7 protein-coding genes are annotated in these 12,023 nt (G+C 60.5%); 5 read left to right on the forward strand and 2 right to left on the reverse strand.

The genetic code is table 11. From position 1 onward, the window contains the following. Positions 1 to 4: 4 nt before the first annotated feature. Positions 5 to 874: a formate/nitrite transporter family protein gene (locus tag RI101_04290; protein MEC4889259.1), complete on the reverse strand. Its 870-nt coding sequence runs from the start codon at positions 872 to 874 to the stop codon at positions 5 to 7. Between the two features lie 506 nt (positions 875 to 1,380). Then, positions 1,381 to 2,169 (reverse strand): molybdate ABC transporter substrate-binding protein, encoded by a 789-nt coding sequence (gene modA, locus RI101_04295; protein ID MEC4889260.1) that lies wholly within the window; start codon positions 2,167 to 2,169, stop codon positions 1,381 to 1,383. A 401-nt stretch (positions 2,170 to 2,570) separates the two neighbouring features. Between modA and RI101_04300 the strand changes: the two genes are divergently transcribed. From RI101_04300 to RI101_04320, 5 genes are all read left to right on the forward strand, one after another. Beyond that, positions 2,571 to 5,750, forward strand: a complete 3,180-nt coding sequence (locus RI101_04300) for an efflux RND transporter permease subunit (GenBank protein MEC4889261.1) — start codon at positions 2,571 to 2,573, stop codon at positions 5,748 to 5,750. A 1-nt stretch (position 5,751) separates the two neighbouring features. Beyond that, positions 5,752 to 6,960 carry an efflux RND transporter periplasmic adaptor subunit gene (locus tag RI101_04305; GenBank protein MEC4889262.1) on the forward strand — a complete coding sequence of 403 codons (1,209 nt, stop codon included), beginning with the start codon at positions 5,752 to 5,754 and terminating at the stop codon, positions 6,958 to 6,960. Between the two features lie 13 nt (positions 6,961 to 6,973). Further along, the gene (locus tag RI101_04310) at positions 6,974 to 8,593 is read left to right on the forward strand and encodes an efflux transporter outer membrane subunit (GenBank protein ID MEC4889263.1); all 1,620 of its coding nucleotides are present in this window, start codon (positions 6,974 to 6,976) and stop codon (positions 8,591 to 8,593) included. A gap of 107 nt (positions 8,594 to 8,700) precedes the next feature. Continuing rightward, positions 8,701 to 10,629: an ATP-binding protein gene (locus RI101_04315; GenBank protein MEC4889264.1), complete on the forward strand. Its 1,929-nt coding sequence runs from the start codon at positions 8,701 to 8,703 to the stop codon at positions 10,627 to 10,629. A gap of 3 nt (positions 10,630 to 10,632) precedes the next feature. Beyond that, a complete protein-coding gene (locus RI101_04320) occupies positions 10,633 to 12,021 on the forward strand; it encodes a sigma-54 dependent transcriptional regulator (protein MEC4889265.1) in 1,389 nt (462 codons plus the stop codon). Positions 12,022 to 12,023: the final 2 nt, after the last annotated feature.

Here is a 12,023-nt window from a genome sequence, read left to right on the forward strand (position 1 = left end):
CACGTCAGAAAATCGGAGAATAGCCTTGCTCTGTGGGGGCGGGGTGCGGTTGCACCGCCGGAACGGGCTGTCTCGCTACCGGCGAGGCAGCCCGATGCGTCAGATAGATGGCCAGCCCGGTGAACAGCATGCCTCCGACCAGGTTGCCTAACGTCACCGGGATTTGGTTCCAGAGCCACCATGAGGGGGCAGTGACATTGGCGCCGAGCAGCATGCCTACTGGAATGACGAACATGTTGACGACGGCATGCTCAAATCCCTGGGAGAAGAAGAGGACTGTCGGTCCCCAGATGGCGATCAGCTTTCCGGTGAAGGAGGTGGAGGCGAAGGAGGCGACGACGGCGAGACTGACCATCCAATTGCATAGGACGGCTTTGGTGAAGACCGTGGCCAGACCGGACGAGCCATGGGCGGCATAGTAGTTGGTTTTTGCTTCTGCGATTGCGATCAACTTTGCGCCAACCGGTGAAATCGCAGAGTCCCATGCGGTGGTGATGCAGAGGGCAAAGAGCAGGGCATAGAGTGTCGATCCCAGCAGATTGCCGAGAAAGACCCATGCCCAATTGGCAAGGATGCGACGCATGCCGACCTGGCCGTTGCTTTCAACGGCGGCGCAGGGAAGCAGTGCGAAACTGCCGGTGATGATTTCCGTGCCCAGCAGAACGGCCAGCGCCAGCCCGAAGGGAAACAGCAGGCTGCCCGCGATCCATGAGCCGGTTTCGACTGCGACCGTGACCGCCATGCTGGTCGCGATGCCCAGATAGGCCCCGGCCAGCATGCCTCGAATGACGAGGTGCAGAGGGGGAACGTTCAGTTTGACATTGGCGCCAGCCAGCATGCTTTCGACAACGCCGAGAGGTTTGACGTAATCCATCCGAGCCCTCCTTCGATTCGTGGCTGACTGTGCGCTGATTGATTTGATTTGAACCGCCATCCGGCTTAAGCAATGTCAGTGCCATTCGCGACGTGTGAGAAAACGCCTGAAGAATGCTGAGTCGAACGATATTCACTGTGAGGTCGAGCGGATTCGCACGATGCGCGCAGTGCGGTTCATTGGGGCCAAGTGGGAGGAGGCCTAATGCTGTGTGAGGGCAACGGCTACGTAAGTTTTGGCAATAAAGTTATGCGGGAATTTAGGCGGACCGTATTGCTCGTGTCGTTCCGTTCTCTTTTTTCCTGCTCGTCTTGAGTGGGATGCCTCGCTAGCGCGTCTAGGCGTGCTCCCTGGACGAGGTGCGGTGGGGGCGATTCTCGATGGCGCCAAGAGGCCGGCCGGATATATTCGGCGTAGTGCCGCATAGAAGCAGATTCCCGGAGCCATGGTGGCGGCAATGGGCTGTGGTTGCTGAACGGCTGCCCGATCAGGTTGGATCGCTCTCGTTACTGGATAGGGTCAAATCCGTAATTGAGCAAGAGTTTCTGGATGCGGGGGCTCATCAGAAAATCGGAAAACGCCGTGGCAACGTCGCGGGCGCTCTCCCGGCCTGTCGAGATCACGGCCTGACCGAAATGCACCGGCATATAAGATCCAGTAGGGGCCTCGTCACTGATGCGCACCTGTCCGCCGTTGATGGCGTCGACGCGATAGACGAGTCCCACGTCAGCTTTGCCGGTGTGAATCAGCTGAAGAATGTCTTCGCTATGGGATGCATGGAGAATGTGGGAGCGACTCTTATCCAAATAGGTGGGATTGAGTTTGGAGAGCGCCCGGGCCGTGACATCGCCCAATGAGGACGTCCGGGGATCTCCGAGGGCAATGCGGGTCGTGCGATTAGGCAGCGCGTCGTGAAAGGACACCAATGTGGCCAGGGAGTCCGTCGACATTACAAGGACGAGCGAGGTCTGCGCATAGATGCGGGGGGCGCCGTTGAGTGTCAGGCCCTTCTTGTGAAGGGACTCGACTTCATCCATCCCGGCAGCCAGGAATACATCGATTGGAATCCCCTGTTCGATCTGCCGGCTCAGGGTTTTCGAGGGGCGATACACCACGCTCACCGATGCCCCATATTCTCGTTCGAACATGGGCAGGATTTCGGTAAGGGCCGGCCGTAGGCTCGGAGGCGCCCCGACCGTCAGGGGTTCAGTCTGAGCGTGTCCTACTGGTGCACCGGCAATAACGAGTCCGCCCATGATTGCCGCCAGCACGCTCGCCTTCCGAAATCCCATCATCGTTCTCCCTTTTCTACCCCTGCCAATAACGGGTTGCACGTGAACTCCCTTGGATTAGGTCTGAATTCATCACGATCGATGTCGTGTTCCTTCCGTGAAGGTTCATCGCAAGATCAGTGCCAATGGTGATTCTCGGTGCTTGCATTTTTGAGGGCGAGCTGAAGCGCCAAATTCGTGGGAAATTCGGTCCGAGCAATTTCGAGCGCGCAGTCCGCACGTCCGAGCGCATGTGCAAAGGGAGCGATTCCGCACGGTACGCGCAGTGCGAAAGCGGGGACTCGCCAGTTCGGGGATCGAAGCGATGCTCCCATGGCCGCGTTCCAGCATGTGTATCATGGAAGCGATTGGATGAAGACGGGCTAGTTCAAGGGCACAGACATTGCTCTACATAGTGTCTGCCCATGATGCAGCTTATCCACATCGCCCTGAAGAAGCCCTACACGTTTGTCGTTCTTGCGATCTTGATCGTCTTGTTCGGCGTCCAGACGACGCTCCACATGCCGACCGATGTGTTTCCGAACATCTTGATTCCCGTCACCTCCGTGGTTTGGGCCTACGACGGTCTGCTGCCGCAGGATGTCGAAGGGCGCATCACCTATATCTTCGAACGCTTCCTCACGTCGACCGTCGAGGGCATCAAGAGCATCGTCAGTCACTCCTATTACGGTAGCAGTATCATCAACGTCTATCTTCAGGACGGTATCGACCGCGGCGGGACCGAAGCCGATATCGCGGCGATCTCGCAGACGGTGGTCAAAGCGCTGCCGCCGGATATTTCCCCGCCCATGGTCATGCGTCTCGCGCCATCTTCGGTGCCGGTGGCTATGCTGCAAGTCACCTCCGATACGCTCACGATGGCGGAGCTCTACAATCTCTGCATCATGCGGATCCGGCCCCTGTTGGTCACCATCGACGGGGCCATTCTGCCGCATCCCTACGGCGGGCAGGATATGCAGATCATGGTGTCGCTCGATCAGCAGAAATTGCTCGCCCGCCACCTGACCCCGTCTGATGTCCATCTGGCTCTCGGGAGCCAGAATCTGGTGCTGCCCGGAGGCGATATCAAGATCAAATCGACCGACTGGATCGTTTTGACGAACGCGTCCCCCCTGAAGGTCGATGATTTCAACGACATCCCGATCAAGCGAGAGGGAAATGCCTTCATCCACCTGCGGGACGTCGCTGATGTGCGGCTCGCCGGCCGGGTGCAAACAAATGCCGTGCTGGTGGATGGCCAGCAGTCCGTCATCATCATCGTGATGAAGAGCAGCGAGGCCTCTACCCTGGATGTGGTCGATGGAATCAAGGAAATGATTCCGCGTATCGAGAAGGTTGTGCCGGATGGCGTGAAGATCAAGCTGCTGAACGATGCCTCGATTTTCGTCCGGGATTCGATTGTGGATGTGGTCTCCGAAATGGTGATCGCGGCCGTCCTGGTCGGCCTCATCGTCCTCCTCCTGCTTGGCTCCTGGCAGGCGACGGTCATTGTGGCGACCACAATTCCGCTCTCCATCCTGACGTCCATCATCTGCCTGCACTGGGCCGGCCAGTCCATCAATGTCATGACGTTGGGCGGATTGGCGCTGGCCGTGGGCGTGCTGGTCGATGATGCGACGGTGATGATTGAGAATATCGACACCCATCTCGCCATGAACAAGCCGCTGGAGGATGCCATCATGGATGCCTCCAAGCAGATTCTTCTCCCGACGTTTGTGGCCACATTGGCGATCGCGATCGTGTGGCTGCCGCTCTTCAAGCTGAGCGGGGTCTCCGGGTGGCTGTTCATGCCCATGGCCGAGGCGATCATCTTCGCGATGCTGGCGTCCTTCATTCTTTCCCGGACGCTGGTGCCAACCATGGCGAATTACATGCTGGCCGGGCATCAGGGGCCGCATGCCCAGATGGAGGGGGCGCTGCCGGGAGAAAGGCCGCCGCTGAGCGTCTTTGCCAGATTTCAGCAGGGGTTCGAGCACGGCTTCGATCGCTTCCGCGATCGGTACAATGTGCTGCTTGAGCGGGCCGTCGCCCATCGGGGCCGTGTCGTCAGCATCGCGCTGGTCCTCGCCGTCAGCTCGCTCAGTCTGTTGTATTTCAATGGCCGGGATTTCTTCCCCGAGATCAAGTCCGGGACGTTGCAGATGCATATGCGGGCGCCCCTCGGCATGCGGATCGAGGCGACGGGCCGCATTGCCTCGCTGGTCTCGAAAGACATTGAGCGGTTGCTCCCCGGCCAGGTCGAAGGCATCGTGAGCAATTGCGGGCTGCCGGTCGGCGCGCATAACCTGGCCTTCATTCCAACGCCGACGATCGGTCCGCAGGATTGCGATATGACCATCTCCCTCAAGAATGAAAAGTCGCCGGTATGGGAGTATCGGCGGATTCTCCGCCAGGGCTTGCGCGAGCGATATCCCGGCACCGACTTCACGTTTCAGCCGGCGGACCTGACCGCGAAGATTCTCAACTTCGGCTCGCCCTCGCCCATTGACGTGCAGATCAACGGCCCCGAGCGGTACGCCAACTACGAGTTCGCCCGCAATCTAGCCGGCCGCTTGCGCCAGATCCCCGGGACCACCGACGTCGTGATCCAGCAGACCATGCGCACGCCGACCCTGCTCGCCGAAACCAACCGCATGTTCGGACTGGGCATGAATCTGACCCAGAAGGACGTTGCCGGCAACCTGCTCTTGACGACGGCTGGCAGCCAGCAGGTCGACCAACAATACTGGCTTGATCGGAAGACCGGCATGTCCTACCGGATCAACGTGTACACCCCTCAGCAGCAGCTCACCAGCATCAAAGATCTGTTGACGGTGCCCGTCGATCGAGATGATCGGGACGCATCGGACAAGGGCCTGAAATTGCTCGGCAATGTGACCACGTTGTCGGCGGTCGGCACGCCTGGCGTGATTACGCACAAAGATATCATGCCGTTAATTGACATCTATGTGTCCGCAGACGGGCGTGATCTGGGCGGCGTGCTGGCGGATGTCGAAACGGTCGCCCACAGCATGAAAGGCGAGCTGCCCCGGAGTGCGGCGGTCGAAATCCATGGTCAGGCCGAATTGATGCGCGGGGCCTACACCGAACTCGTCATTGGCCTGGTCGTGGCCATCGTGCTGGTCTATCTCTTGATCGTCGTCAACTTCCAATCGTGGCTCGATCCCTTCATCATCATTTCGGCCTTGCCCGGCGCCTTGGCAGGCATCGCCTGGAGTTTGTTTCTGACACATACGAATCTCTCCACACCGGCGCTGACCGGCGCGATTATGACCATGGGCACGGCCACGGCCAATTCGATTCTCGTCGTATCCTATGCCCGTGAACGGCTTGCCGAGCACGGCGATGCGCTGCGGGCGGCGATCGAAGCCGGGAAGGCCCGCATCCGTCCCGTACTCATGACCGCAGCCGCCATGATCATCGGCATGTTGCCGATGTCGATGGGGAGCTCCCAGAATGCGCCGCTCGGTCGCGCCGTCATGGGCGGCTTGGTTGTGGCCACCGTGTTCACGCTGGTGTTCGTACCCTGCGTGTACGCCATCATGTATAACCGGCGCGCCGTCCGCCAACAGGAGCGTACCTGAGATGAATAGCCTGCGCGGGAAAGGCCTTGCGGTCGCAGCCATACTTCTGTGTGTGTGCTATGTCGGATATCGGCTGTACGAAGGCCGGCTCGAAGCTGCGGCGCTGCGTGACGCCACCCTCGAACGCGCCGTTCCGACCGTGGCCGTAATCCATGCAACGCCGTTGCCGCCGAACGAGACGATTACGCTTCCCGGCAATATCCAGGCCTGGTACGAAGCGCCGATTTATGCGCAGGTCTCGGGCTATGTGAAGATGTGGTACAAGGACTACGGGGCGCAGGCCAAGAAAGGCGATGTGCTCGCCGAAATCAACGCGCCGACGCTCGACGCCCAATATGCGCAAGCCAAGGCGGATTTGGAATCGGAGCGTGCCAAGAATGCGCTAGCCGAACTGACGGCACGACGCTACGTGGCGATGCGCACGAATCACGCACTTTCCGAGCAGGCGATCTCGGTGCAAGTCGCCGAGGCGAAAGCCGAAGCGGCCAAGGTCAAGGCGGCGGAACAAAACGTCAAGAACTTCGAGGCGATGATTCAGTTCAAGACCATCGTCGCGCCCTACGATGGCGTGGTCACTGTCCGCAATATCAATGTCGGCGACTACGTCAATAAAGAAGGTACGATCAGTTCCTCCGGCGGCTCCAGCACGATCAGTAACCTCTTTACCGTGGCCGACGTCAGTATGATGCGCCTCTTTGTCAGTGTGCCGGAGGCGTTCGGGCCCTTTCTCCAGCCAGGTCTGACGGCTGACGTGACGGTGCCGCAATTGCCCAATCGGCATTTCACCGCCAAGTTCCTGACCGTCGCCCGTGGATTCGATGTGAGCACGCGCACCGCCATCACAGAATTCACGATCGAGAACGAGGACCGGGCGCTGTGGCCGGGTTCCTACGCGACCGTCCGTCTCACGGCGCCGGTCGAAAAAAGTGTATTCACGATTCCGTCCACCGCCATGGTCTTTCAAGAGCATGGCGCGCAAGTGGCCGTGGTGACGGAAGGCGGCCGCGTGCATTTTCAGCCGATTACCGTCGGTCGGATTCTCGACAGCGCCATCGAGGTGGCGGACGGAATCTCCGCCAGCGAGCACATTATCAATAACCCCAGCGCCGCGCTGTTGGAAGGCGACACCGTGCGCATCGTCACGCCGGCGCCCGGGTACGATCTCGTGACGCCGGATGCGCCGGCCTCAAAGGAAGAAACTTCAAAATGACGGTTCTCCTCACATGATGGGCACCCCCGCACGAACAGGATCGCAGGTGTCCGGCCTCCTGCTCGCCGGTGTGCGGCGCAGTGGGATGGTCCTGCTGGCGCTCAGTATGTCAGCCTGCAGCGACTGGTTGCCGCATGTCGATCTGGCGCCGGCCTATCAGCCCCCTCAATACGTGGTTCCGGCCTCATGGCACGGAGCCAGTCCCTTTGTGGAGGCGAAGCCGTCGGATGACGCCCTGCGTTCGGATTGGTGGACGCTGTACGATGATCCGCTCCTGAACAGACTTGAAGAGCAGGCGATGGCAGCCAATCCGGATCTCCAGGCCGCCGCGGAACGGTTCATCCAAGCTCGCGATGACATGATGAAGGCCCGGTCGCGCCGAATGCCGCAGATAGGACTGGGGTTTGGGGCCTCGAATAACAGGCAATCAGATAATACCCTGTTTCGCCCGCCTGACAGTCCGCTCCGGGAAAGCTCCGTGTCCATTGGCGGGCTGGCCTCCTGGGAACCTGATTTCTGGTCGGCGATCCGCAATGCGACGCGCGTGGAAACGTATCGCGCCGAGGAACGCGCCGCCGACTATGGGCTTGCGCGCCTCAGCCTGCAGGCGGAAATCGCGGCGAATTATTTCACTCTGCGCGGCTACGACGCCGAGGTCGCGACCTATAAGCAATCGATCGACCTCTATAAACGGTCACTCGCCATCGTGAAGACTCAGTTCGCCGGTGCGATCGCGTCGGCCCTCGATGTCGCCCGCGTCGAATCGCTTCTCTATAGCACGGAAACGAAATTGGCTCAGGTTCAAGGGCAACGCCAGGTGACGGAACAGTCGATTGCCATTCTCGTCAACATGGCGCCGGCCGGGTTCACGATCAAACCGGTCGATCAGCTGCGAGTGGCGACGGTCACGATCCCACAGACGATCCCGTCGACTTTGCTCGAGCGTCGGCCTGACGTGGCCAGAATGGAGCGCCAGATGGCGCAAGCGAACCGCGCCATCGGCATCGCCCGCGCCGCGTTTTATCCGAATGTGACGTTCCGGGCCGGAGGCGGCTTTGAGGATGCCGGCTTCAATCTCATCCAGCTGGCCAACAGTTTATGGTCCTATGGCGCGACGGTCGCGGTGCCGATGTTTCAGGGAGGGTATCGACGCGCCCAATTGCAGCAGGCCTGGTCGGCCTACCGCGAAACGGAAGATCGATACCGTTCGACGGTGCTCAACGCCTTCCGCGAAGTCGAAAACAATTTGAGCCTGACGACTCAGCTGAGCACGGCGGTCGACCGGCAGGAGGCTGCCGTCGGAGCGACGAAAAAGGCCCAAAACCTGACCACGGAGCTGTATCAGGGCGGGCTGGCCTCCAGCCTTGAACTGATTTACGCGCAGGTGGCCACGCTCACGGCGCGCATCGAATCGGTCCAGATCAAGGCCGAATTGCTGCGATCCTCGGTCGCGCTGATTCGTGCGCTCGGCGGAGGCTGGGACCGTACGCAATTGCCGACGGACGAGGAGATCCAGCCGTTCGGTACATTCCAATATACCAATCTCGATAAACCGCCGCCTGTCGGGGGGATAGATGTTAATGTGCGTCACAACGGGATTGATAATGATCTGACGCAGCGGTCGGCGCCTTGATGGGGCTGCGGCGGGAGTCCGGAACGGCACGTGGCCCTGTCGGCGCAATGAGTGCGTTTGACACGGGGCGGGTCGCAATCCTACGATGCTCTATTGAGGGAGAGCCCATGCGAGAGCGCGCCGCCCGCCTGTTCAACAACCTTCCGATTCATCGCAAGCTGCTGCTCGCGTCGTTCATTCCGTTGGTCGCCCTCATCGTCTTGAGCGTCATGACCTACCAGAGCGTGGAGACGTTTTCGCAAGACGAAGAGCAGCTGGACAGTCTCTATGTGACGCAAAAGAATGCGGCCGAGTATATGCGGCTGGCCGTCGATCTGGAAACCGGCTTCCGGGGATATGTGCTGACCGAACAGCATCGGTATCTGCGGCCGTATCGCGTCGCGCAGGAAGGGATCGCTGCCATCGGCCACGATCTGGCCGAGCGCCTTTCCGGTGAGCAGTTGGATCGCTTCAAAGCGATTCAAACGCTGGTGGTCCAGTTGGTGACGGAGAAAGAAGCGTTGATTCGCGCCATCAAGGAGGGGCACAAACAGGAGGCATTCCACTACATCGAAGAGGGGCGCGGACGGGAATTGATGGTGGAGATTCGGCGGCAGATGGGAATCTTTGACCGGTACGGGCAGCAGAGTGTCGCTGAAAAATTGGCGCAGTTGAGCCAGGATCGCACGTCCACCATGTTCGTGGTGCTGGGCGGCGGCGTGTTTACCTTCGGGCTGATGGTCAGCGCGCTCTATCTGATTGCCCGTTCGATCGCGACGCCGCTGCGCGACCTGGCGACGACGGTCGGATCCTCGCCCGCGGGATTGGTGCCGGCCATCGCTGTGCTGGCGCGCACCGACGAAATCGGGGATCTCACGAGGGTCATGCACGACATGAGCGCCCAGATTCGCGGGCATTTCAATGAGATGGAGAAGTCCGAGGCCGCTCTTCGCCGGCTGAACGAGCACCTGGCGGCCTCCGAGGCAAAGTATCGAGGGCTTGTCGATCACGCTCCGTTCGGGATTTTTACCACGACGGGAATGCAGATTACGTTTAGCAATCGCTATAACCAAGAGCTTGCGGGGCTTGATCCCGATGATCCGGTGGACCCCGATGCGTTCAGGGAGTGCATTCACCCCGAGGACCGCGACCGAGTCCTGTCAGAATTTCGGCAAGCGGTGGCGCAGGGACAGCCGTGCGAAACCGTCTTCCGATTTTTGCACAAGAACGGCGGCGTGCGCAAAGTGTTGAGCCGCCGCCTGCCCATCGTCGGCGGCGACGGCCTCCAGCCGGTGTATGTGGGGTTCAACGTCGATATTACGGCCTTGGAAGACCTGCAGGCCCGGTTGAGCCGGGCCGAGCATTTGGCGACGTTGGGGCAGGTGGCGGCGGGCATTGCCCATGAGCTCAGGAATCCCCTCGTCGGGATCGGGTCCACCGCCTCGCTGTTGCTGGATGAGTTTGCGGGCGATGATCCGCGGCGGACGGACATTGACGTGATTTTGAAAGAGGCGAAACGATTGGATCGCATCGTGAACCAAATCGTGGAATATGCGCGGCCGCGCGAGCTGGCGCCGGTGCAGTTCAGCCTCTCGGATGTGATCGACGAAGTGGTCAAAACGCTCGATGTGCCGCTGCAGGCGAAACAGCTCGGCATCCGGGCGTCGTTGTCCCCGACAGCCGCCCAGGTGCATGCCGATCGGGATCAGATCAAGCAGGTGCTGCTGAATGTCATTCACAATGCGATCGATGCCTCTCCGGTGAATGGCGCGGCCATCGAGGTGATCGCCTTCGAACTGTCCAGCCAGGATCGGCCGGGCATCGTGGTGCTCGTCAAAGACGCCGGCGTCGGGATTGCGCCCGACGCGCTGTCCCGCGTCTTTGAGCCGTTTTTTACCACAGGCAAGCGGCATGGCACGGGGTTGGGGCTCGCCATCTGCCGGAACATCATCGCGAGTCATGGGGGCGATATCCACATGACGAGCGAGGCGGGAAAAGGGACGACCGTGCGGATCTGGCTCCCGCTGAGCCAGGAGCCGCACACGGTGAAAGGCTGACCGATGCGCGCAGTCATTTTTGTGACCGACGATGAACAGGCGATTCGCACCGCGATCGTGAAGCGGCTGACCCGGCAAGGGCATCGCGCCGTGGGGTACGAGTCCGGCGAAGCGTTGCTGGAGGCGCTCCGGCACGATGTGCCCGATCTCGTGCTGCTCGATTTGAAGATGCCGGGCCTCAACGGGCTCGATACCCTAAAGAGCCTGCGGCAGCTGGCTCCGTCCGCCATGGTGATCATGTTGACGGCGTACGGAACCGTGCAGGACGCCGTGGAGGCGATGAAGCTGGGGGCGTATGATTTTCTGATCAAGTCGGTCGATCTGGAGGGCATCGATCCGGTGGTCGCCCGGGTGCTGGATGTCGTGACGCTCCGGCGGCGTCTGGAGTCGGAGCTGGGCCGGCAGGAGAGCCAGTATCAGTTGAGCAATCTGGAAGCCCAGAGTTATGCGATGAAGCACTTGCTCGAACAGGTGCGTGAAGTGGCGGATAATCCCAAATCGTCGGTGATGCTGCTCGGCGAAACGGGAACCGGGAAAGAGTTTTTTGCGCGCGTCATTCATCACAACGGGCCACGGGCGTCCGGGCCGTTCATCGGCGTCAATTGCACCGCGATTCCCAAGGAGCTCTTTGAGAGCGAGCTGTTCGGGTTTGAACGAGGCGCCTTTACGGGCGCTAACCAGCGGAAGCTGGGGCTGCTGGAAAAGGCGGAAGGCGGCACGCTGTTCCTGGACGAGATCGGGGACCTCGATCAGTCCATGCAGGCCAAGCTGTTGCGCGTGATTCAAGAACGGTCGTTTCGGCGCCTTGGCGGGACCGACGACCTCGGGGTGGATTTCCGGCTCATTACGGCGACCAATCGGGATTTGAAGAAAGAGGTGGCGCGCGGGGCCTTTCGCGAGGATCTCTATTTCAGGCTCAATGTCGTGGCGTTTGAACTCCCGCCGTTGCGGCGGCGCGCGGAAGATATTCTGCCCCTCTGCCGGCGTGCGATTGTCCGCTTCGCGCAGGAGTTCGGCAAGCCGGTGCCGGATCTGGATCCCGAGGCCTGCCGGATGCTCGAACGTTATGCCTATCCGGGCAATATCCGCGAACTGCAGAACATTCTCGAACGCGCCATGATCTTCTGCCAAGGGCGGACGCTGACGCCCAATTGCCTGCCCGCTGAACTGCGGGAGAGCGCGGCGAAGGTCGCCGTGGCCGCGGGCACGGGAACCGATCCGGTCGTGCGAGTCGAGATGAGGCTGGGACAACAGACGCTCATCGATGTCGAGCGGGCGCTGATCGACGAAGTGCTGCGCTTGTCGGACTATAACAAAACCCTGGCTGCCAAGCACCTCGGCCTGACGCGATTTGCGTTGGATCGACGGCTCAAAAAGGCCGACGACGAGTAGCC

The organism is Nitrospira sp. (assembly GCA_035968315.1).
GTDB lineage: Bacteria > Nitrospirota > Nitrospiria > Nitrospirales > Nitrospiraceae > Nitrospira_D.

What these genes read in the sequence shown, in the direction of transcription:
- RI101_04310 (MEC4889263.1), top strand. Translation starts at nt 6,974, where the DNA reads ATGATGGGCACCCCCGCACGAACAGGATCGCAGGTGTCCGGCCTCCTG.
- RI101_04315 (MEC4889264.1), top strand. Translation starts at nt 8,701, where the DNA reads ATGCGAGAGCGCGCCGCCCGCCTGTTCAACAACCTTCCGATTCATCGC.
- RI101_04305 (MEC4889262.1), top strand. Translation starts at nt 5,752, where the DNA reads ATGAATAGCCTGCGCGGGAAAGGCCTTGCGGTCGCAGCCATACTTCTG.
- RI101_04300 (MEC4889261.1), top strand. Translation starts at nt 2,571, where the DNA reads ATGATGCAGCTTATCCACATCGCCCTGAAGAAGCCCTACACGTTTGTC.
- RI101_04320 (MEC4889265.1), top strand. Translation starts at nt 10,633, where the DNA reads ATGCGCGCAGTCATTTTTGTGACCGACGATGAACAGGCGATTCGCACC.
- modA (MEC4889260.1), bottom strand. Translation starts at nt 2,169, where the DNA reads ATGATGGGATTTCGGAAGGCGAGCGTGCTGGCGGCAATCATGGGCGGA.
- RI101_04290 (MEC4889259.1), bottom strand. Translation starts at nt 874, where the DNA reads ATGGATTACGTCAAACCTCTCGGCGTTGTCGAAAGCATGCTGGCTGGC.